At 66.7% G+C, this 20804-nt stretch carries 13 protein-coding genes; 6 read left to right on the top strand and 7 right to left on the bottom strand.

Annotated elements, in window-relative coordinates; genetic code table 11:
- Positions 1-15: 15 nt before the first annotated feature.
- The 3 genes from BJ987_RS26670 to BJ987_RS26680 all read left to right on the top strand — a co-directional run bounded on the left by BJ987_RS26670 (position 16) and on the right by BJ987_RS26680 (position 2130).
- A complete protein-coding gene (locus tag BJ987_RS26670; RefSeq protein ID WP_209895312.1) occupies positions 16-951 on the top strand; it encodes an oxidoreductase in 936 nt (311 codons plus the stop codon).
- Between the two features lie 133 nt (positions 952-1084).
- Positions 1085-1621 carry a CYTH domain-containing protein gene (locus BJ987_RS26675; RefSeq protein WP_209895314.1) on the top strand — a complete coding sequence of 179 codons (537 nt, stop codon included), beginning with the start codon at positions 1085-1087 and terminating at the stop codon, positions 1619-1621.
- Between the two features lie 146 nt (positions 1622-1767).
- A complete protein-coding gene (locus BJ987_RS26680; protein WP_209895316.1) occupies positions 1768-2130 on the top strand; it encodes an ArsR/SmtB family transcription factor in 363 nt (120 codons plus the stop codon).
- Positions 2131-2137: 7 nt separating this feature from the next.
- On the opposite strand, the gene BJ987_RS26685 is transcribed toward BJ987_RS26680, so the two are convergent.
- The 3 genes from BJ987_RS26685 to BJ987_RS26695 all read right to left on the bottom strand — a co-directional run bounded on the left by BJ987_RS26685 (position 2138) and on the right by BJ987_RS26695 (position 6346).
- Positions 2138-3382, bottom strand: coding sequence for an MFS transporter (locus BJ987_RS26685; protein WP_209899140.1), 1245 nt, complete (start codon positions 3380-3382; stop codon positions 2138-2140).
- 279 nt (positions 3383-3661) lie between these two features.
- Complete coding sequence (locus BJ987_RS26690) at positions 3662-4855, bottom strand: FAD-dependent monooxygenase (RefSeq protein ID WP_209895317.1); 1194 nt, start codon at positions 4853-4855, stop codon at positions 3662-3664.
- A gap of 27 nt (positions 4856-4882) precedes the next feature.
- Complete coding sequence (locus BJ987_RS26695; protein WP_209895319.1) at positions 4883-6346, bottom strand: MFS transporter; 1464 nt, start codon at positions 6344-6346, stop codon at positions 4883-4885.
- A gap of 225 nt (positions 6347-6571) precedes the next feature.
- Between BJ987_RS26695 and BJ987_RS26700 the strand changes: the two genes are divergently transcribed.
- Together BJ987_RS26700 and BJ987_RS26705 are read left to right on the top strand one after the other, a co-directional pair.
- A complete protein-coding gene (locus tag BJ987_RS26700) occupies positions 6572-7831 on the top strand; it encodes a sensor histidine kinase (RefSeq protein WP_209895321.1) in 1260 nt (419 codons plus the stop codon).
- Positions 7828-8517: a response regulator transcription factor gene (locus BJ987_RS26705; protein ID WP_209895323.1), complete on the top strand. Its 690-nt coding sequence runs from the start codon at positions 7828-7830 to the stop codon at positions 8515-8517. The genes BJ987_RS26700 and BJ987_RS26705 overlap by 4 nt, the downstream gene beginning before the upstream one ends.
- A 92-nt stretch (positions 8518-8609) precedes the next feature.
- Here the strand turns inward: BJ987_RS26705 and BJ987_RS26710 are convergent, their stop codons facing one another.
- The gene (locus tag BJ987_RS26710) at positions 8610-9422 is read right to left on the bottom strand and encodes an SDR family NAD(P)-dependent oxidoreductase (protein WP_209895325.1); all 813 of its coding nucleotides are present in this window, start codon (positions 9420-9422) and stop codon (positions 8610-8612) included.
- A gap of 78 nt (positions 9423-9500) precedes the next feature.
- Positions 9501-10391, bottom strand: a complete 891-nt coding sequence (locus tag BJ987_RS26715; RefSeq protein WP_209895328.1) for a LysR family transcriptional regulator — start codon at positions 10389-10391, stop codon at positions 9501-9503.
- A 91-nt stretch (positions 10392-10482) separates the two neighbouring features.
- Between BJ987_RS26715 and BJ987_RS26720 the strand changes: the two genes are divergently transcribed.
- Complete coding sequence (locus tag BJ987_RS26720) at positions 10483-11235, top strand: alpha/beta fold hydrolase (protein ID WP_209895330.1); 753 nt, start codon at positions 10483-10485, stop codon at positions 11233-11235.
- A gap of 260 nt (positions 11236-11495) precedes the next feature.
- Here the strand turns inward: BJ987_RS26720 and BJ987_RS26725 are convergent, their stop codons facing one another.
- Positions 11496-11870: a VOC family protein gene (locus tag BJ987_RS26725; RefSeq protein ID WP_209895332.1), complete on the bottom strand. Its 375-nt coding sequence runs from the start codon at positions 11868-11870 to the stop codon at positions 11496-11498.
- Positions 11871-12797: 927 nt separating this feature from the next.
- Positions 12798-20804: a SpvB/TcaC N-terminal domain-containing protein gene (locus BJ987_RS26730; protein WP_209895334.1), complete on the bottom strand. Its 8007-nt coding sequence runs from the start codon at positions 20802-20804 to the stop codon at positions 12798-12800.

Here is a 20804-nt window from a genome sequence, read left to right on the forward strand (position 1 = left end):
ACAGTGAGGAATCGAGTGAGTAGAACGACGCCGTGGACCGTCAGCGACATCCCCGACCTACGGGGACGCACCGCGGTCGTCACCGGCGCCAATGCGGGGCTCGGGCTGGCCACCGCGCGGATGCTCGCCGAGCACGGCGCCCGGGTGGTACTGGCCTGCCGCGACATCGAGAAGGCTACCGCCGCCGCACAACTCATCCACCGGAGCGCACCAGCCGCCGAATTGCCGATCGTGGCATTGGATCTGGCCGCACAGAAATCGGTGCGCACCGCGGCAGCGAAAGTCCGCACCGAATGCGACCACATCGATCTGCTGATCAACAACGCCGGCACCCTGATCCGGCAACGCACCCGCACCGAAGACAGATTCGAAACCACCTTCGCCACCAACCATCTCGGGCCATTCGCCTTCACCGGGCTGCTGCTGGATCTGCTGCTCGCGGCTCCGGCCGGGCGCGTAGTCACCGTCAGCAGCGGCGCAGCGAGGTTCGCATTCCTCGATCTCGACGATCTGCTCTACCAGCGTCGCAAATACCGGCCGCTGCGTGCGTACGGGGCCTCGAAGCTGGCGAACCTGTTGTTCACCTTCGAACTTCAGCGTCGCCTCGACGGCACCGACACCACGCTGCGGTCGATGGCCGCACAACCAGGCATGGCGCGCACCGACTTCGGCTACAACATGGGCGCGGTGCTGCGGTTTCTCAACCAACCCCGCAATCGGTGGATGACCGACTGGACGATGCAATCCCCCGACATGGGCGCCCTGTCCACCTTGCGTGCCGCCGTCGACCCGACCGCACGCGGCGGCGACTTCTACGGCCCTCCCGCCGGCAGACTCCGCGGCCACCCCACCCACAACCAGCCCCCCAGCACCGCCGCCGACCCCGACCTCGCCGCGGCTCTATGGGCGACCTCCCAACAACTGACAGGCGTCACCTACACCTTCGATTGAGCAGCACCGAGATCCGCACTCCTTCAAGCGATCCGCGTGGCCTGGCCGAAGCGAGACAACCTGGTACGCGGCATCGGCGAACGCGCGGGCCGCGGTCGTTCAATCGCTCGTAAGCAGCACTAATCTCGCAGGCGTGAACGAGGACGTGGTGAACTGGCTCCGTCAGCCAGGAGTGGGAAAGTACGCCCAGCTCGAAAGGGAAAGGCGATTCCTGCTTTCCGGGATGCCGGCCCGAGCCACAGCGCCCCGGCTCATCGAGGACCGCTACATCGTCGGGACCCGGCTCCGATTGCGGCGGGTCGAGGTCGACTCGCAGGTCGTCTACAAGCTCTGCCAGAAAGTCCGTCCCGAGGAAAGCGTCCCCTCGACCGTCGCGATCACCAACATCTACCTCGACCAGGCCGAGTACGAACAGCTTGGCCAGTTGCCCGCCGCGACGCTGCGAAAAACGCGCCGCCGATGGCAGATCGGCGATGACACCTTCGTCGTCGACGAGTTTCATGGCGATCTCGCCGGGCTGCTGCTGGCCGAGATCGAGCTGTCCGACCTTTCCCGCGATCTTTCCCTACCGGCACCGATCGGCAAGGAGGTCACCGCAGATGAGCGATTCAGTGGTGGGTACCTGGCCCACGCGTCCGCCGATCAGAAAGCGCGACTGCTCAGTCTGTAACTCTCACCGCTCATCGAGGATGGCTGTGCGTCATCGGCGAGCGTGAGCGCCCGAGGTGGCGGTGAAGGATACACTCACGGCAATGGTCGTCCCTCGGGTAGAAGGACATGACCGCGGCGATCTGCAGGAGAGAGGGGGTGGTGGGCATGACCGGCAGGCCCCGCCGCACCCCAGCAGCCAGCTTGGTACACGCGGTCGCACCCGACCCTGCCCGGCTCGAAGCCGCCACCGGTGCGTTCCGGATGCTCGCAGACCCCACTCGGCTCCACATCCTGTGGATCCTGACCAACGGCGAAGCCGATGTCAGCGCGTTGACCGAGGCGTGTGGAGCGTCGCGCACCGCGGTCAGCCAGCACTTGGCCAAGTTGCGGTTCACCGGGATGGTCGACACCCGCCGCGAGGGCCGGCGCATCGTCTACCGCATCCACGACGGGCACCTGGCCCGGCTCATCCGCGAGGGACTCAATCTCGCTGATCACCTGGTGACCGGCGAACCATCCCACGAATGAGCACGGCTCAGACCGTAGCCGCGACCGCCGACGCGCGGGTGGAAGGTTCGCGGGCCGGCCAAGCTTTCACCGCCAATCCGGTTGCTGCGGTTGCCAATACCGCGAGCAGCAGCGCGGCCGCCCCTTGACCGGCCAGGACCCCGAGCCATCCCGCGAGGGGATAGGTCGCCAGAAAACACGCGTGCGACAGCGAGAACTGCGCGGTGAACACCGCCGTGCGGTTGCCTGGATCGGATTGTCTACGCAGCAGCCGCGCGGAGAGGGTGTTGATCAAGGAAGTCCCCGCTCCTAGTACAATCCAGGTCGATGCCAGCAGCATCCAGCCCACACCCGTCGCCGGTTCGGCCAGCGCTATCACCGCGGCCGAGACCAGACCGAAGGGCAGCACGCCGGCGCCGATGAGCATGAGGCTTCGGTCAGGGACGCAAGTCAGCAGCGCAGGTATCAGCAACGCGACCACCATCGATCCGCCGCCGTAGCAACCCAGCGCCAGCGCTACCGAGGTGTTGGAGCCATCCAGTAAATCTCGCACGTAGACAACGGTATTCACGACCACCAGCGCGGTGGCTGCCGCGACCGCGAGGTTGAGGGCGAGCAGGCCACGAAGGACGGGACGGCCGAGCATCATTCGCGCGCCGGCGGTGATCCGGCGGAGCAACGGCGTCGCTCGGTCGGCGGCGACCAGTCGAGGGAGTGCGGTGGCGCGCACCAGAAGCGCCGAGATGACGAATCCGGCGGCAGTACCGACGAACAGGCTGTGATAGCTGATGGCGGTGAGCAATACGGCGGCCAGGATCGGGCTGGCCAGCGATTCGAGATCGTAGGCCAGCCGCGACAGCGACAGTCCGTGGGTGTAGTCGCGTTCGGCTTCGAGCACCGACGGAATCACCGACTGGAACGCCGGGGTGAACGTCGCCGAGGCGGCTTGCAGGACAAAGATCAGCACATAGATCTGCCACACCTGCCCGACCAGCGGCAACAGCAGCGCGATCGCGACGCGCACGGCGTCGGCGGTAACCAACAGGGTCCGGCGCGGTACATGGTCGGTCAAGGCCGAAACCACAGGCGCCACAGCGACATAGGCCACCATCTTGATCGCCAAGGCGGTACCGAGTATCGCACCGGCAGCGTCACCAGCCAGGTCGTAGGCCAGCAGGCCGAGTGCCACGGTGAGCAACCCGGTGCCCACCAGGGCCACGACCTGGGCGGTGAACAAGCGGCGGAAGCTGCGATTTCGCAGCACTTCGAGCATGACGAACCCATCGATGGAGGACTGGTACTTCACCACGATAAGCCAATAGGTGCGCAGATGCGCACTTGATGCCAGATGCAGAACCGCTGATTCTCCGCGTTATGGACTCGACCGAGGCGTTAGCGAAGTGCGCTCTGGTCGCTTGGGCGAGCCGTCCCACCACTTCGATTACATGCCGGGACAGCGACAAAGGCGCCGGATCTGGCGCTGTTCTATACCGGCGGCCCGATCCCGGCGCACGCCTTCACCTCGGTCGATGACGTCCGCGGGCATCGGCGATCACGAGGCCATGTGTCTGAGCTCAGGCAGTGTGAGGGCGGTGTGGGCTGGGCGACCAGTGGCCGGGGGCGACGTGGTGAGGTCGCGGAGTCTTTGGTTGCGGGCTTGCAAGGCTTCGGCCGTGGTGGGAAAGAGTGCCGCCGCGCCGGTGGCGATCTGCGATTGGTTGAGTTCGATGAATGGGCGGCTGGCGCGTTCGTAGTCGGTGAACGCGGTGGTGTGGTCGTCGTGTGCGGCCAGGGATTCGGCGAGCATGTAGGCGCCGACGAGCGCGAGGCTCGATCCCTGCCCGGTCAGGAACGACGGGGCGTAGGCGGCATCGCCGACGAGGGCCACCCGCCCAGTGGACCATTGCGGCAGGTGGATCTGACCAACGGTGTCGAAGAATGCATCCGGGGAACCGCACGTGGCGTCGACGATTGCCGGCACCTTCCATCCGTCGTCGCCGAAGTGCGTGGATATCAGTGCACGTCGGGTCTCGGTGTCGCGGAAAACTTCGTGCGCTGGTTCGGAGTGAGCGAAGGTCAGGAGGGCGTGTACATCGTCGCTGTCGCCGACGGCGTAGAGAGCGGCGGCTCGTCCGGGGGTGTTCCAGATGACTGCTTCGTGTGCGAGTCCGAATGTATTGGGCATGGTGCAGATCGAGAAGCAGTAGCCGAGATAGCGGAAGTAGTTCTGTTCGGGGCCGAAGGCGAGAGTCCTGGTGTGGGAGTGCAATCCGTCGGCGCCGACCACAAGGTCGAAACTGCGTTGGGCCCCGCTGCGGAAGGTGACGTCCACCCTGTGCTCGTGTTCGGTGAGCGATTCGACGGAATCGTCGAAGACGAACTCCACGTCGTCGCGGACTGCTGTGTAGAGGATGTTTGTCAGCGTCCCTCTCGGGACCTCGAGGTCATGTCCGTCGACTCCCCCGGCCACGACCTGCGGATGCACGACGGCGTCCAGGCTGCCGTCGGCATCGAGGAAAGTGACTCGCCGCGTGTCGATATGGGCTCGCTGTAGCTGCGGCAGAATGCCCATCCGGTGCGCGACTTCGACGGCGGTGCCACGCACGTCGATCGGGTATCCGCCGCCGCGTACTCCGGGAGACTTCTCGACCACCGTCACCTCGAATCCGTACCTGTGCAACCAGAACGCCAACGCGGGACCCGCGATGCTCGCGCCGGAAATCAGCACGGTTCCTCTGGGTTTCATGTCAACTCCTTTGTGTCTGAGGGAAATTCACGCGTGCGTTTCGACAGCCTGGGGCGCGGGCATCTGATGCCGCGGGCGTGTGGTTCGCACCAGAACGACGACCACGACCGCTGCGATCGCGAAGGCCGCGGTGGCAATCGCGATATAGCTGAATACGCCGGTGACCGAGTTCACCGTCTCGCCGTCCGCGACGACGGTGGTCGATGCGAGAACAGCCGCGCCGACGAAGTTGAACACCACGGCCCCGGTCGAGACCATCACCATGACCAGGCTGGACACGATGCCCTGCCGCTGCGCCGACGCCAAGTTGCCCGCCATGTTGAAACCCGACGCACCCAACGCCGCGACCGTGACACCGAGCAGAAACGCGAAGCACAGCGCCGCGATCAGCTGGGACGCACCGAGAAACATTCCGATAGTGGCCGCGGTTCCGAGCATGACCGCCCCGGCCAAGGTCCGCGCGGGCCCGATGCGCGTACCCAACCAGCCGGCCACCGGACCGCCGAGCATGACGCCGACGGCGGGTGCCGCGAGCAGCAGCGCTACCGACCCGTGACCGCCGAGTCCGTAGCCCAGGTCCTGATCCGTCGAGATATCACTGATGAGCGGGATGAGTTGCAGCATGCTCTGGTAGGAACCCGCACCGAGGAAGACGACCAGAAGCGTGAGAAGCAGTGGCTTGCCGAGGTTTCCGACGTCGATCAGCGGGTCGGGCTTTCGGCTCGACACCGTGAACCATCTGACCAACGCCACGACCCCGCCGAGCAGCAGGGCCAGCGGGCCGGCAGCGGACCAACCGAGATCGGGACCCATGCTGATGTAGCCGAGCACACCGAGCAGACCGCCGCCGAGCAGCAGCGCACCCGAGATGTCGAGCCGGCCCGGCGTCCGCACGAGCGATTCGGGAACCGAGAAACGCACGCTGACAGCCATCGCCACCGCCACAGCGGCCGAGATCAGGAACAGAATCTGGAAGCCGAACTCGGTGGCCAGCTTCTCGACGAGGAAACGGGAGGCGACGTTGAGGATCGCGGTGCCGGTGGTCACGATGCCGACGATGATCATGGCCAGGCGTGGGGTGCAGACGGTTCGCACGATCGCGACCGAAAGGAACATGGCCGCCAACGCCGCTCCCTGCAACATGCGCCCGATGACGAATATCCACATCGTCGGGGCCACCGCGCAGATCAGCGCACCCACACAACTGATCAGCAAGGCCAGCACCAGGACTCTGCGTTTTCCGAATATGTCGGCACTCTTTCCGAGCAACGGGGCCCACATCACGCCCGCCAGCATCGCGGTGGCGTTGAGCCACGCCGCCTGGTCGGTGCCGAAATGGTCGAGCATCTCGGGCAGGACGATCAGCGGTGCGCCGATCGCCGAGTCCACCACGAAGTTCACCAGGGCCAGGATCGCTACGAGGCCGAGCAGTCGCCAGCTCCACCTCGTGTGAATACCGGCGCTCGCACCGTCGGTTGTGTTCTGCTGCATAGACTTCGGCTCCTCGTCAGCCTTGACTCCCGACTCGGCGGGGGGTTCGCGCCACGCGAAATGTTCTGAATGCAACCGTTCCACCGGAGCCGTCCGCGGGCATCGTCTCTCGTCACCGATTGCCGCTGGTGCTGTCGCACTAGACGACCGCGCGCTCCTGGTGCATACGAACCGGGTCGAACGCCTCGCGGTTGCGGGACGGCTCGGACGCGTATGTTGGGCGAAGTGTTGGCGACCCAGCAGCGTTCCCCGGTCACCCACCAGGCGGCACCACGACCGGTGTGGTGGCGCGAGGCGATCGTCCTCGCGCCAGCGTTCCTACTGTGCCTGTCCGGCGGAATCCTGCACCCCGACAACACGCTCGGATGGCCGCCGATCGCCACCTATGTCGTCGCGGGTATCTCGTGTGCGGCGCTGTCCGTGCGGCATCGGGCGCCCGTAGTCGTGGTCGCGGTAACCACCGCGTGCGGGATGCTGGTCGCACCGTTGGGTCTGCTGTCGACCCCGTTCATCGTGGTGCCCGTCGCGATCGCCGCCTACGCGCTGGCATTGCACACCGAGCTGAGGGTGACGATCGCGGTCCTGCTACCCGCCGTTGCATTGCTGGTCGCGGTGACTCCCCTGCTCGACGAACTGTCTTGGCAGGACGGCAGCAGGCTGTTGTCGGTGGCGGCGCTCCCGCTGATCGCCGGGGCGCTCGGCAACGCGACGCAGAGCCGGCGAGCCTACCTGGCTGCGATGGAAGAGCGGGCACTGCGCGCCGAGGAAAGCCGGGAGAGCGAGGCGCGGCGCAGCGTCGCCGAGGAACGGGTGCGCATCGCCCGCGAGCTGCACGATGTCGTCGCACACCAGATCACCCTCGCCAACGCCCAAGCCGTTGTGGCCGCGCACGTGTTCGACTCCCAGCCGGAACAGACTCGCTCGAACCTCGACAACATCATCGAGACCACGAGAAACGCCCTCGACGACCTGCGCGCCACGGTCGGACTGCTGCGTCAGGCCGGGGACGCGAACACGTCCGCCGAACCGTCACCCGGCCTGTCACAGCTCCCCCGGCTGCTGGAGTCGTTCGACCGTGCGGGGCTGCGAGTAACGACGGATACCAAGGGCGCGCCCAAACCACTTCCGCCAGGCGTGGATCTCACCGCCTACCGGATCATCCAGGAAGCTCTGACCAACGTGGGCAAACACGCCAGGACCAGCCGCGCTCGAATTCGCCTGTCCTGGAGCCGCGATCGGCTCAGCATCACCGTCGCCGACGACGGACCCGACTCACGGGCAGCGAGCGCATCGAACGAGCCGGGCCGTACGGGGTCGGACCGGCCGTCGGGCTATGGGCTCATCGGTATGCGAGAACGCGCCGAGGCGGTCGGGGGTCGGCTCAGCACCGAAAACAGCCCGGCGGGTGGCTTCATCGTCTCCGCCCACCTGCCGCTCACATCCGCGAACACGACCGGCGACACGGAAAATGGTGGTTCCCCATGACAATTCGAGTGCTCCTCGCCGACGACCAGGCCCTTCTCCGCCAAGCGTTCCGTACGCTCCTCGACACCGCCGACGACATCAGCGTGGTCGGTGAAGCCGCCGACGGCGCACAAGCGGTGCGGCTCACCCGTGAACTGCACCCGGACGTGATCATCATGGACATCCGGATGCCCGAGACCGACGGCATCACCGCCACCACACAGATCTGCGCGGACCCGCACCTGCGCGACAGCCGAGTCCTCATCCTCACCACCTACGAGACCGACGACTATGTCGCACAAGCACTTCGCGCGGGCGCGAGCGGTTTCATCGGAAAGGGCATCGGCGCAGCGGAACTGCTCGCTGCCGTGCGCACCATCGCAGACGGCGAGACCCTCCTCTCCCCCGCGGCGACCCGCACCTTGATCGCCCGCTTTCTCGCGACCCCACCCGACGGCGCGACCACGCACGCCTCCGAGAAACTCGACGCACTCACCCCGCGAGAACGCGAAATGACCCTGCTTGTCGCAAAAGGACTGTCCAACAACGAGATCGCCGAGCAACTGTTCGTCAGCCCGTTCACCGTCCGCGCCCATGTGCAGCGCGCCATGAACAAGCTACACGCCCGCGATCGCGCCCAACTCGTCGTCATCGCCCACCAGACCGGACTGGTCAACCACGCCGACAACGGTACCGGCCTGCCGTGAAAACCGTTTCGCCGGAGCAACTTCCGGGACCTGTCTGCCGATGACAGGGCCGACAATGGTCGACTCGCCGTGGGGACCGTTTCCGGAATGAATCACCGGGCAGTTCCGCGTGCCGGGTCGAAGACGCGCGCCATGGTCAGGGCATTTCGCCGGCGGCTCAGGAGCCGGCTCGCGAGCACGCCGAGTTGGTTGGCGCGGCCGTCGATGACGATGGGGCCCGGGTCGCGCCGGTCGAGATGCTGTAGGGCAGTGGCCACGACGTCGTCGGGCCTGCGTACCTTTCCGGCGGTCAGCACCGCCGCTTCCGGCCCCATACCCGTCGTGAAATCGGTGGCGGTGGCGCCGGGGCACACCGCGAACACGGTGACACCTGTGCCGCGTAGCTCTGTCCATAGTGACTCGGTGAAACTGAGCGCGAAGGCCTTCGTCGCGCTGTACACCGCCATCCGGGGCGAGGGCAGGTAGGCGGAAACGCTGGCGAGATTGATGACGAAGCCGTGACCGGCGTGCACCATCCCGGGCAGGAACGCGGCCGTCAACCGCACCGGTGCCAGGGCGTCGACGGCGATCTCGGCGGAGAGGTGGTCGGGATCCAGTTCGATGAACGGGGCGAACGACCCGAATGCCGCATTGTTGATCAGGCCGGTGATGCGGATGCCCCGCTCGGTGACCGCTTGCTGGAGTTCGCCGGCGACGCCTTCTCGGGCGAGATCCGAGGGGATCACGTCCAGGCGGACATCGGTGGTGCGGCGGAGTTCGTCCGCCAACGCTGTCAGCCGGTCGGCGCGCCGGGCGACGAGCACGAGGTTCGCGCCGCGCGCGGCGAGGGTCCTGGCGAAAGCGGCTCCGATACCGGAACTCGCTCCGGTGAGCAGCACGGTCTGGGCGCGGTAGTCAATGGTCATAGCGGCTAGCAAACCGGCGGCCGACGCCCACGTCCAAGACCCGTTTCGCACCCCGTCATGCACGAGCCGTATCGCGGGTCAGCTCTCGCGGACGAGCAGGTTCGCCGCGGAATTGACGAATTCCGCGACGAGCGGGTTGGTCTCGTCGGCCCGGCTCGCGACGACGACCTGACTCGGCCCGGCCCCATCGACAGCAACAGCGACCACGTCGGGACGCAAAGTGAACCGCCGGTCACCGGCAGGAACGACAGCGATGGCGCTGCCCTCGGCGATGGCTTCGAGCTTGTCGTCGTAAGTGTCTGCCAGGGTGGGTCCCACCGGGGCCGGAGCACCGTTTGCTCGGGGTTCCAGCCGCCAGAAGCCGATCCAGTCCTTGCCCATACCGATACAGCCGACCAGTGGTTCGGGCCAGAGGTCGGTCGCGGCGACGGACTCTTTGCCTGCGAAGCGATGCGCGCTGGACATCAGCGCGACCACGGGCTCGGTGTAGAGCGTCGTCACGGCGAGGTCGTCGGCCGGTATCGGCAGCGGTGCGCGGATGACCAGTGCGTCGACCTGCCGGTTCAACAGCGCACCGGCGTCCTGGGAACTGAGGTGACGGGTGCGAATATGGGCCCCGGGAAACCGGTTTCGCAGGTCGCGGACGGCGGGCGTGATGACGAGATCGTCCGCGTACCCGATGGTGATCGTGCGGACCGGCGCCGCGGCGCGCGCGGTGAGCACCGCTTGCTCAGCGCTGTGCACCAGTTGCTGCGCCCGCGGGAGGAACGCCGCACCGGCGGCGGTGAGCCGGCTGCCCTGGCTGGTGCGTTCCAGCAAGCGCACACCGAGTGCGTTCTCCAGCCGCTGGATCTGGCGGCTCAGGGAGGGCTGGGCGACCCGCAATTCCTCGGCGGCACGAGCGAAGTTCAGCTGGTCGGCAACCACCAGGAAGTACCGGACCAGCCGCAGATCCAGGTCAGGGAGCATGATCGCAGGCTACCTCGCCATGCGGTTACTGCATGGCGAGGTGCGAAAGGGGTCTTGGACGGCCGCCGCTGCCCGATGGTGTCCTTGGGACATGACCATCGCTTTCGTCAACGGCGTCCCGGTAACCCCCGCAGTGTGGGCGCCCCTGATCAACCATTTGCCCGAGGCCCAGCAGCAGGAGGTGGTCCTGCTGTCGCCGCCGGGTTTCGGCTCGCCGCTCCCCCCGGGTTTCGGGGCCACATTCGACGACTACCGGGACTGGCTGATCGACGAGCTGTCGCGGTTCGACTCCCCCGCCCACGTTGTCGGCCACGACTTCGGCGGAGGGTACGCCCTCGAGGTGGCGATGACCCGCCCCGACCTGATCCGCAGCTGGGTCAGCGACACCATCGGCGGCTACGAGCCGGACTTCACCTGGCACGACCTCGCGAAGGTCTGGCAAACACCGGGCGCCGGGGAGCGCAACATCGAGGAGATCTTCTCAGGGGACGCCGACGAACGCGCCGCGCGCATGGCCGAGTGGGGCATCCCGGAGCCGACGGCCAGCGAGGTGGCGCGTGAGCAGGGTCCGGAGATGGGCAAAGCGATTCTCGCGCTGTATCGGTCCGTGCCCCCGGCGGTGCTGATCGAACGCGGCCGTGATCTGCCCGCGGCCGCTGCCACACCCGGCTTGGTTCCCATCGCCACGCAGGACCTCACCGCGGGTAGCTCCGCCCTGCGCCGCCGAGCCGCCGGACGGGCCGGCGCTCGCACTGTCGAACTCGACGGGCTCGGCCACTGGTGGATGCTCGACGATCCGGCTCGAGCAGCCGGCATGCTGATCGAATTCTGGAACAGCTTGTAAACCTCAGCTGGTTCGCTGGTCGCGTGATCATCGGCGCCGGCATTCTCCTCGTGACTTTGCTGCTCGCGGTCCGGTTCGCCGATGCCGACCGAGACCAACCGGCCATCTCCGAAACCGGCCGATACCCGCCGAGAACCGTCCGAATCCGGCCGGAGACCGTGACGACTTGGCATTCGCGGTTCTGTTCTCCCGCCGAGCCTTAAGGATCGGAGGAAACCGATGAGGTCCGGCAGGGCGTCGTAGGGAATGCCCATGTGCGCCTACGCGGACCCGGGTGGCACCGTCAGGCAGAACGGATGTCCCGACGGGTCGAGAAGCACGCGCCAGCGATCGGGTGCGGGCTGGAATTCCGCTCTGACCGCACCGCAATCGATCGCCGCTTTTTCCGCGACGTCGAGGTCGGTGACGAACAGATCCAGGTGCATCTGCTTGGGTATCGCATTGCCGGGCCACTGCGGCGGTATGTGGTCAGGCACCCGTTCGATCGTCAGCGTCACCCCCGATCCGCGAAGAACCACCAAATCGTCGGACTCGTAACGGATTTCGAAATTCAGCAACGCTCGGTAGAACTGTGCAAGACCTCGGGCGTCCCGGCTGTCGAGCGCAATCGCACCGAACCTGGCTATCGCGGCCATCGCTTCTCCCTCCCCGTACTCCGGTCTGCCGAAGGACCGTCTCCTCCATGCCTACCATCGCCGAGTTGCCATCGCTCCACCCTGGCATGATGGTGCGTTCCGCCGACCGCGGCTCAGCTTGTCCGCAGCGGCCCGTTTGGAGCATGTGCGCGCAGCGGAAAGCCTTGCCAGCCAACCAATCCGGTCGGCCGTTCAACGCCCGCGCAGCGGCAAGAGCGAACGGTTGTTACAAGTGCGCTGTTCGCAGCGCCACCGTGGACAACGCCCCGCGCACGAGGTGATTCGCGGGGCGTTGCTCTCTGGCGACCGGTGTTCAGAACTGCAGGTTGGTGTGCCCGTGATGACTCGACCGGCAACGTAGAGGTCGCCTTGGGAGTCGAGCACGGAGATCTCGACGCTCTCCGGCGAACTGCGAGTTCGGGCAAGGGATCCCGGCCCTGTGGCTGCTGGCCTTCCTCCGAGAGTGGCGCATTGTCCGCACGAACTCCTACCGAGGTTGGTTGAGCGCCGTTGACACAGGCATCAGCAACCAATGGTTCGGCTTTCATGACCGGCCGGCTCATCCCTCCGGCAAGCCAGCCGAACGGCAGTCAATTCGACCGCACATCGGCAATTGAGGACGTTCCGGACGCCCGAGATGATGATCTCTGGGCGTTGACCTTCAGCCGCTCCGCGCCGATCATCCGGACCGAACCCCACCCAATGTGGAAGGAACGCCGCTCGCGATGATCAGTCTGGTTCGGCCCTGGACTGGAACCGAAGTCCGCAAACTGCCCGATGCCCAGTGGATGAGTATCCGCGCATTCGCCGCCTACCTAGGCGTCCACGTACGCCTGGTGTCGAAATGGGAAACCGGAGCAGACTTGCATGATCCGGTTAGCAAGGCCGCACGGATCCGTGCGGCCGTTGGTCTGTCGAGCGGCAGGCTCAGCGGAACGAGCCGAAGATCATGCCCATGCCGATCGATTGGGGGCTGGAGCCGCCCTTGATGGCGTCCCACAGCTTCCCCGGTTTGCTGACCATAGAGCCGAACTCCCCGCCCTGTCGCAAGATGGTGCCGTACTCGGGAAGACCGCCGAGTCCGCCGACGAAGTTGAGTACTGCCTCGCCCTCGCTGTGCTTGGCGCCCTCCTTGTAGCCCTCGTAGGCGAAGTACACGTTCACCACGACCGCTACCCTCCCGAGCACTTTCGCACCACCGCCGACTCGGGCCAGCAATCCGGCCTCGCTGGGCCCCGTGGCGGCCAGTGCCTTTGCTTCGGCGGCGACCAATGTCTTCGCCTCCTGTGCACTGGCTCCGGCGGCACCGGTCGCGCCCGATGGTGCCTTCGGCGCGGCGGGCTTCGGTGCGGCCGGTTTCGGCGCAGGTGCGGGTGGCGTGGTCGCGGGCACCTGTGGCGTCCCGTTCGGTCGCGGTGCCGCGGGCAACGTCCAGCCCTTGCCCTCGATATTCTGGAAGCCCAAGTCGCCGATCGCCTTTCGCACCTTGACCGCGGCGTCACTGGTTCCATTCTTGATGATGTCGCGCATGTTGGCGTTGATGGCCGCCTTCAGCTTTGTCGGAGTCAGCTTGTTCGGGTCGGTGACCTTGGCCAGCGCCTCGTCGAATATCTCGCGCATCTCGGAGATCTCACCGAAATTTCGGTCCAGCAAGACGTTCGGATTGCTCGTCACCGAGACCGGGGGTCGGGACTGCATCGGACGCATGTCGGTCCGGACATGTTTGGTCCGGCGGTTGGTGATCGATTCCAGGAACTGCCGATCCTCCACACTGGTCGCCCGGCGGTACGCCTCCTCCTGCGAAATCCCCTTCTCGCCTACCGCTTTCGCCTCGTCGATGTCCATCGTGCCCGGTATCTCCGATACCTTGCCGCGCTGCTCCCACGACGCCTCGCCCTGGCTGAGCGCGTTGTCTATATCGCCGGGATCGAACAACGGCGGGTCACCGTCCTGCGTGCCGGTGGCATCCACCTTTCTGACCGGGTTCGCACCGACGTAGGCGTACAGATTCGGACCGTCGACCAGCCCCGCCGGGTCGCAGGCGGTCCACCGCCCGAGCCAGGGCGCGTAATACCGGGCGCCGTGGTAGTACAGCCCGCTCTCTTCGTCGCGTTCCTTGCCGGTGTAGCGGTAGCGCTTCGGTGCCTCGGTGCCCCTGCGGACCGCCTGATACGTGGTCGTGCCGTACGGTGCGTACTCCTCGTAGGAGATGATCCGCGCCTGATCGTCGAGTTCCAGTGCGCTGGAGCCGAGATGGTTGGCGAGTTGGTAGCGAATAGTGCGTTCTGGTGCCGGATCGGTGCCTGCGGTATCTCGAGTGCGGCTCTCCACCAAGGCAATACGCCGTTTATCGTCGGTGACGTGCAGCGTCGTCCGCTCCAGCGTCGCAGTGTCGGCACCGATCGGACCGGCGTGCCTGCGGAACACCTCGACTCCGCCGAGATAGATCCGTTCTTCGACCCGGCCGGGTGCCTTTTCCCACACCTTGCGCAGTCGCTGACCCGCCGCGTCGTAGACGTAGTACGCCGCCCCGCCGCCACCGAGTTCGACCCGGGTGAGCCGATTGCCGTAGTCCCAGTGCAGATCCGGCTCGATCGAGTCGCCCGTCACCCGGCGTAGGTGAGTCGTATTGCCGTGTGAGTCATAGCTATACGGCTCCAGCTCAGCGACCGGAGTACCCGTTCGCTCAACCGTCGTACTGCTCAGCCGGTTGCTCACAATGAACTCTGCTGTGGCACTGCCCCTATCGAGCGCGCTGCGTTCGGCGTAACGATAGCCGCGGGTCCACCCTGGATGCGCCGGGTTCATACCGCGATGCTGCATGCGCAGGATGTTGCCGACCGCGTCATAGACGTAGCGCTCGAGATAGCCGCCCATCGCATTGCCGTCGCCGGGATGATCCACCGGCACGGTGACGTCATCAACTAGGTATTGGTCGGCCGGTCCGCCGAGTTGTTCCCGGCCGGTGGCCTGGAGCAGCCGATACACCGCGTCGTAGATGTAGTCGTTGCTCGGCTCCACCCGCCGGTTGCGGAAGAAGGTCGACTGCTGCGCCGCATCGTGGACATGGGTGAGATTGCCGGTCGGATCATAGGTGTATCGCAGATCCTGGAGGTCGTCGCCGACAGGACGACCGGTCCGCAGGCGGGTCAGCCGGAAGGTGTCCGGGTCGTAGGAGTAACGGGTGCGCGCACCATTCACGTAGTCGACGAACAGCCGCTGCCCCTTCGCGTCATAGCCGATGTTTGTGACGCCCACCGGATCTGGCGGCTCGGTGGCCGGATCGAGCAAGGCGGTCGGCTCGTCCGGGTGTGCCAGCCACACGCTGACCCGGTCGAGCAATCCTGCCTCGTTGAAAACCGGCTGCAACACGGTGCGCGCCGTGCCTGCCCGGCTGCTGCGCGGGGCGAGCGATTGGATCGGCCGGTTGAGCGCGTCGTAACAGGTACTGGCCTCGAAGCTCTCGTTGTCCAGTTCCGGATCAACCTGCCAGTCCGGCACATTCACGTAGTCGCGGACGAGCCGACGGGTGGTGTGCCGCAGGTTGCCCTTGAAATCGCAGGCCTCCATCGGGTTTCCAGCGGCGTCCAGCCGTGCGTTGGTGAGCACGCCGGCCCCGTCGAACTGCCGATAGACCCTGGTGCGCAGGTTCAGTCGCTGTGCGCGGGCCTCGGATTCGGCGTCCGCGCCGATCGGCGGCTCACCGTATTCGACGGCGGAGACGACCACGTCGCGATCGAGGGTGCGCGGATCGGAGGCGCCGGGACCGTCGGCGACGCTGCCGCGCACCGTGGTTCGCAGCGGCCTGCGCAATTCGTCATAGCTGGTCACGACCCGATGGCCGCGGCTGTCCCAGGCGCGAATCGGCGTGCCGTCGACATCGTCGAGCAACCAGCGCGCGCCTGCTTCCATGCTGTGCACGTGGATACGCGCGCCGACCATGTTGTAGGCGTTGCGCACCACCACTCGGCCGAGCGGATCATCCTGGCGCGCCGAGTCACGAATCGCCAGCTGATTGCCTTCGATGTCGAAGTCGACTCGCCCGCTCAGTGTTTCCGACGTGCCGTCCAGTTCGTGTCCGGCACAGACGATGCGATTGCCGACCTCGGTGAGGACGGTGCGGCCGAGCACGTCGGCATGCGCGGCGGTAGGGGTGTCAGCGTGTTCGGCCGCCCTTTCCGCGGCGACGCGCTCCTGCTCCCCCGCCGAACCGTCGACGCGCTGCGCGTACCAAGTCCGCCAAGCGGCCGGATCATCGAGGCTCGCGAAGTACCGGGCGACGTAGCCGCCGATATCGGGATCCGTTCGGGGATCGCCGGTCTGCGTGCCGCATGGCGCACAGGTGTCGTTGGCGTCGTAGCTGAGCTGACGCCACGGGTCGAAGACGACCTTTTGGTAGGTTTGATTCGGCAGCAGGGTGGCTACCACCCGGCCGATCGGATCGTAGAACAGGACCGGGCTCACGCCTGCCCGCACCCCGAACTCGAATCCTAATGTGCTGCTGAAGAACGGCTCGTACTTTCGGACCGGATTGCCTTTGTTGTCGAAGACCGTCCAGCCGCTGCCGACCCACCGCGGCCTGACGATCGGGCCGTCCGCTGTCACCGGCCCGGGCTCGGCCTGCACCTTGCGCTGGATCTCCCGGCCGAAGCCGTCGGAGTAGCCGAAGCCGATCTGGATTCGGCCGCCGCCCGGCGGCTGTGCATCACTGACGTGGGTTTCCCGCGCGAGGGTGGCCGCGCAGATCGGTTGCCACCGTTGCGGTTCGGCGGGATGTGCCAGCCGAGTGCGCCGGAAACGATCGAGGTCGTAGACGACCCGCATGCTCGCACCATGCAGCAGCACGCGAGCCGCATCCTCAGGGTCTGCCGCGTCGAAGAACGCCGCGAGGTCGGATTCCGCAGGGTCGCTGACGAACTCGTCGAGCGTATCGCCCTCGACCGGTGCTGGCGCCTGCTTGCCCATGGCCGCGGTGCCCGCCACCATGCCCAGCGCGTCGTACACTACCTCCGACCGATTGCCGTTCGGATCGCGAATTGTGCTGGGCTGCAAGGTGCGATAGTCGGCAGCCAGCACGGTGGCGTTGTTGCCGAGCGCATCCACGGTGCGCACCGTCAGCAGATCATCCGCGTCCAAGTCGGCGACGATATCGACGTCGAACGGGTCGCGATATCGGCGTGGCACGAAGAAGTGCGCACGGGCCTGCGCCGCTTCCGCCGCTGCGGTATCGGCGGTGTCGACGCTGAAGAACACTCGCCCCGACGGCAACCACCAGTGGCCTTCGGCATCGTCGGCCGGAAACAGTCCGGCGGCCACCAGCGTTCGGCTGTCCTGATAGCCGCCGCCCGCGCCGCCGCGGCCGCCGAGCACTGCGGCAGGGTCCGGGAGCAGCACTTCCGGCGGCTGTCCGGCCACCGGGCGGCGGTAGACCTGGGCGAGCAGGCCGGGGGTGAACGCGAGCCGGTAGCTCTCGCCGGGCAGCGCGAGTGGCTGCACGGTGCCGAGCGGCAACAAATCGGTCAGATCGTCGCGGCGGTAGAGGGTGCGCTGCCATTCGACGACACGACGGCACGGATTCGCTGTCGCCGCAGCCTCGTACGGCACCTCGTCGATAAAGCGGTGCCGGAGTCGTTGTGGTGCGGCAGGATCCAGCTCGACCAGATCGCTCGGCTGGATGCGGCCGTCGGGCCCGGTCCCCTGGTACCCGGTCAGCTCGAAGGTCTTCGACTCACCGCGCTGCGGCCCGCGATGGGCGTCGACGCTGTCGACCGCGTTGGTGACGCGATGCTCGACGTAGGTGAGCAGCGCCGTTGTCTGCTTACGGCGATCGTCCGGAGACAACTCCGCGAGAGCGGGATTAGGCACCTGACCGACCCGTCCAGCGGCATCTACGGTGCGCAGCAGCGCACGGCGTCCGTAGCCGATCGTGGCGTTCTTCAGGACGAGGCCGAAATCGTCCACCTCGAGGGTGAGCGCATGCTGGACGCGCGGATCGGCGGGGTCGCGCTCGTAGTGCAGCGTTAGCACCTCACGCCCGTGCGTGTGGAACACACCGTGCCGATTGTCGCCGCGACGCTGCAGCATGCGGACCGTAAAGCTGTGTTCCGTCACCGAATACGGCGAGTGCGCGCGTTGTCTGCGCGCGGCACTGTCCTCGGGTCCGGCATCCTCGGCGTAGATCTCCTGCCGCAGCAGGGTGCCGCGCAGCGCCCGATGGGCCTCTCGCTGCTCCTCCGGGCTGAGGCCCGGCGGCAACGTGGTGGCCGCCGGCCGCAACGCTCGCGCCTCGTCGAGGGTCAGCCCTGGCTCCCGGAAGTACTCGCGCTCGAAACGATCCGCGGGACCCGGCGCGCCGGTATCGAACCAGGACTTGGTGAGCACCGGCGGAACGTGCGATTCGATCGCCGCGTTGTCCGCGTCGCCAAAGGCGCCGAACGCCTCGGTATCTCGCTGCTCGACCATGCCGAAGCCACGGAACTCGCGTTCCACCGGATCGAAGTAGCCGTGGTGATAGGCGTACTCGGTGACGAACCGGTTCCGGCTGACGTGGTCGTAGACCGATACCCGCTCGACCACCTGCACCGGGAACGGCAACCTGGTCAGCCATGGCCTGCCATCGCGCTTGTCGCGCAGGAAGAAGCGGGTCGACGGCGCATAGTCGATGTGAGTCTCGGCCCCCATGTTGTTGCTGACCCCGATCAGCAGGTGCGGTTTCCGGCCACCCATCAGATCGACGTAGCGCATCGGCCGTCCTGCTTCGGCCGGCGCGACCGAGGACCAGACGAGGCAGGCGGTGCCATTGCCGAGCAGGTCGGCGGGCACGATGGTGGCCAGTTCGTCGACGCTCGGGTAGATGTCCAGCTTACGCGGTGGGCTCCAGCCGTTGCCGGACTGGTTGAAGTACAACCGGATTCCGTCGCGGTGCAGGTACACCAGATCCGTGGTGCCGCTGCCGTCGATATCGACGAGCCGAATGCGACTGTCCTCGAACTGGTCCGCGTTGTCGAACCAAGGCGCGTCGTCCATCGTCACCTTGGCGCCGAAGCGGCCGTAACCGAGCCCGGGCCAGTAGCAGACCTCCCCATTGCGAATGCGGACCAGATCGGGGAGACCGTCGCCGCTCAGATCGGCCAGCGAGATGGTCTCGGTGCCATCGGTGAAAATGACCCGGGGACCGTGTTCTTCGTCCGTCGCCCACGGCACCCGGTGCGATTCGCCGAAGCCTGCCCCGGCCAGCGCCGGATGCCAGCCGAGCGCATCATCCTCGGGGACAAGCAGATCGGCGAAGCCGTCACCGTCCAGGTCGACGAAGCGCAACCCCGGATCGTCCAGCGCGTGGGTGGGCCGTGCGGCGAACGGACGGAACGGCAGCCAGCCCTCGGCGTCGTCATGCGGATAGACGCCGGTATCGGCGCCGGTGGTCACCACCACGTCGGGTCGGCCGTCGCCGTCCAGATCGAGGAAATGGGCGCCCGGCGGCACATTCGGCGCCAGCGCAACCACTTCGCGCGGTCCGAATCGAGCCGTCGACGAGTCGTCGGCCAGCGGGCTCAGGTTTCGTTTGTAGAACCAGGTACCCGCCTGCTCGGTCAGCACACCGGGCAGGCCCTCACCATGCAGATCGGTCCAACGGTAGGCGCGGCCGTCCACGCCGGCCGGCAGGTTCTCCAGGCTCGCGGCGTCGACCTCCCGCACAGTGTCCTGGACAACCGGCACGCCGTATTCGAAGGCGACCGGCGGCATGCTCCGGCGGTGATAGCCGTCGGCGGTGCGCCGGTAGCCGATTTCGGTCACCTCCCGCAGAAATGTGTACACCGGAACGGCGGGGTCACTGTCCGCCGAATAGGTGAATTCCGTTGCGCGAACCAGACAGTCGCGGCCGACCTCGGCGGCGTCCGGGAAATGATGGAACATCAGCACCCGACGGCAGCGCCGCAGCGTCCTGACCTCGAACCCGGAGCGATAGGACGAGAACGGATCCGGGCGCACACTCCAGCCCGCCGATGACCCTGCATCACTGGGCTTCGGCCTGTCCGGGTGGTATTCGCCGTAGTCGAACGCCACCTCGAACATCCAGTCCGTGTCCGCCATTTGCGCGCTGTCCACTGTGCGGGGACGCTGCCCGTCGGCATCGAGCAGCGGCGTCCGGTTGCCGTATCTGATGCGAGCGGGATACCGGTTGGCGGTGCGGCGTCGGTCGTCGGCCGCACCGCGATTGCGCTCGTGCGCGCGACCGAGATCGACGCCGTGCCCGTTCTCCGCCCGATAGTCGTACACCACGGCATTGCCGATGACATCCCGTGTTTCGCAGGTCAGCCAGGTGAAGATCCGGCGCGGATCGAGCGGGTCGGCGATGCGTGAGCGGTCGTCGTGCCCATACAGGGTGAGCATGTTGTCGATCGAGATCGAGCGCCAATGCACGTCGGCGGGGACGCCGATCCGGCTCCAGCGTTCGATCCTGGCGAACAGGCCCTCCACCCGAGGCCGGTAGCGGCGTACCAGATAGCCGTCGATCTCCACCTCGTCGCGCACCGCGGTGCCGTCGGGACCAGGCCGGTACACCGGCACCAAGTCCTCGGCACCCGACAGCACGAAGTCATCGGACTCCGCCGCATCGTGATACTTCGGCAGTCCTTTGTCGGTCTTGCGGGTGATCGCGGGCAGCGACATGCTCCAGCCGAAGCCGAAAGGACCGTTGCCGGCACCGGAGTCGTAGGACAGCGCCAGCTTCGGACCGAAGTCGCCCCGGCCCGTACTGGTGGCGATGGGCACGCTCAGCGAGCCGGTCCCGGTGGCCGGGTTCGCGGTGAACTTCTCACCGATGCCCCGGATCGCACCGCCGCCTTTCGGCAGCACGATCGCGGGCGGGCGGACGCCGAAATCAGCCGCTGTGGACGGCTTCTCGGCCTTCTTGTCTGTGTTCTCGGTCCACAT

The organism is Nocardia goodfellowii (assembly GCF_017875645.1).
In the GTDB taxonomy this organism is placed as follows: domain Bacteria; phylum Actinomycetota; class Actinomycetes; order Mycobacteriales; family Mycobacteriaceae; genus Nocardia; species Nocardia goodfellowii.

What these genes read in the sequence shown, in the direction of transcription:
- BJ987_RS26680 (WP_209895316.1), top strand. Translation starts at nt 1,768, where the DNA reads ATGACCGGCAGGCCCCGCCGCACCCCAGCAGCCAGCTTGGTACACGCG.
- BJ987_RS26685 (WP_209899140.1), bottom strand. Translation starts at nt 3,382, where the DNA reads ATGCTCGAAGTGCTGCGAAATCGCAGCTTCCGCCGCTTGTTCACCGCC.
- BJ987_RS26690 (WP_209895317.1), bottom strand. Translation starts at nt 4,855, where the DNA reads ATGAAACCCAGAGGAACCGTGCTGATTTCCGGCGCGAGCATCGCGGGT.
- BJ987_RS26695 (WP_209895319.1), bottom strand. Translation starts at nt 6,346, where the DNA reads ATGCAGCAGAACACAACCGACGGTGCGAGCGCCGGTATTCACACGAGG.
- BJ987_RS26705 (WP_209895323.1), top strand. Translation starts at nt 7,828, where the DNA reads ATGACAATTCGAGTGCTCCTCGCCGACGACCAGGCCCTTCTCCGCCAA.
- BJ987_RS26710 (WP_209895325.1), bottom strand. Translation starts at nt 9,422, where the DNA reads ATGACCATTGACTACCGCGCCCAGACCGTGCTGCTCACCGGAGCGAGT.
- BJ987_RS26715 (WP_209895328.1), bottom strand. Translation starts at nt 10,391, where the DNA reads ATGCTCCCTGACCTGGATCTGCGGCTGGTCCGGTACTTCCTGGTGGTT.
- BJ987_RS26720 (WP_209895330.1), top strand. Translation starts at nt 10,483, where the DNA reads ATGACCATCGCTTTCGTCAACGGCGTCCCGGTAACCCCCGCAGTGTGG.
- BJ987_RS26725 (WP_209895332.1), bottom strand. Translation starts at nt 11,870, where the DNA reads ATGGCCGCGATAGCCAGGTTCGGTGCGATTGCGCTCGACAGCCGGGAC.
- BJ987_RS26730 (WP_209895334.1), bottom strand. Translation starts at nt 20,804, where the DNA reads ATGTGGACCGAGAACACAGACAAGAAGGCCGAGAAGCCGTCCACAGCG.